Source organism: Bradyrhizobium sp. DN3 (genome assembly GCF_041357655.1).
Taxonomy (GTDB): Bacteria; Pseudomonadota; Alphaproteobacteria; order Rhizobiales; family Xanthobacteraceae; genus Bradyrhizobium.
Genome location: NZ_JAULLN010000083.1, coordinates 1 through 1,230, shown reverse-complemented (window position 1 = coordinate 1,230; position 1,230 = coordinate 1). Strand labels below are relative to the sequence as shown.

Annotated in this window: 2 protein-coding genes; both read left to right on the top strand. The window is 60.3% G+C overall.

Features of this window, described 5'->3' with window-relative positions:
- Window positions 1–689 (top strand): flagellin (locus AAE027_RS39435; protein WP_370991173.1); only part of this gene is annotated, 689 nt, incomplete at its 5' end.
- A 357-nt stretch (window positions 690–1,046) separates the two neighbouring features.
- A partial coding sequence (locus AAE027_RS39430) for a flagellin N-terminal helical domain-containing protein (RefSeq protein ID WP_479714279.1) occupies window positions 1,047–1,230 on the top strand: 184 nt, incomplete at its 3' end.

The following is a 1,230-nucleotide window of genomic DNA, read 5'->3' as shown; positions in this document are numbered from 1 at the left end:
TTCAGGCCAACAACCTGACCGCGACGATCGACGCCAACGGCCTGCTGACGGTCTCGACCACCAACGACTACGCGTCCTCGACGATCGGCTCGAGCGCCGCGGGTGGTGCGATCGGTGGCACTCTGACCTCGTCGCTCACGTTCTCGACGGCTTCCACCCCCGTCCAGGATACGGTTGCGCAGACCTCGCGTGCGAACCTGGTGTCTCAGTACAACAACATCCTGAACCAGATCGACACGACCTCGCAGGACTCTTCGTTCAACGGTGTCAACCTGTTGAACGGCGATCAGCTCAAGCTGGTGTTCGACGAGACCGGCAAGTCGAACCTCAGCATCACGGGCGTGACGTATAACTCCAAGGGTCTGGGCCTTGCCGCCCTGACCAGCGGTGTCGACTTCATCGACAACTCCGCGACCAACAAGGTGCTGTCGAACCTGAACGCCGCGTCGAGCACGCTGCGCTCAGAGGCCTCGAGCCTCGGTTCGAACCTCTCGGTGGTGCAGGTTCGTCAGGACTTCAACAAGAGCCTGATCAACGTGCTGCAGACCGGCTCGTCCAACCTGACTCTGGCCGACACCAACACCGAAGCGGCCAACAGCCAGGCGCTGTCGACCCGCCAGTCGATCGCGGTCTCCGCGCTGTCGCTGGCCAACCAGTCGCAGCAGAGCGTGCTCCAGCTGCTCCGCTAACAAGCGGACAACATCGCAAGCAAGATCGGGCGGCGGGGCTTCGGCCCCGCCGCTTTTTTTTGACGGCATCAGAGTGCCGCTCGGCAAAAGTGGAGAGGATGGATTCGGATCCAGCCAATTGCTCACTCTGAGTTATGGTTGACAAGTCGCAAACACCCAGCCGCTGCACGAAAAAGCGTCATCCTATCATGACGATATAAGCGAGCCCGATCCGCCTCCGGTCGCCCGCATGGTGAATCCGCGCAAGGATTGGCGCGACACGCTTCATGCTTTGTTAGCCGTCTGCGTTCACCGTCCCGGCCATCGATTAATCCTAATCGAAGTTTGTTGCGTTGCGTACCAGAAGGGTAACACTCAATGTCCGGTATCGTTCTCTCTTCGTCGGTTCGTCAGAACCTGCTCTCTCTCCAGTCCACCGCTGACCTTCTCGCCACCACGCAGAGCCGTCTGTCGACCGGCAAGAGCGTCAACTCGGCTCTGGACAACCCCACCAACTTCTTCACGGCCCAGTCGCTCGACAACCGCGCCAGCGACATCAACA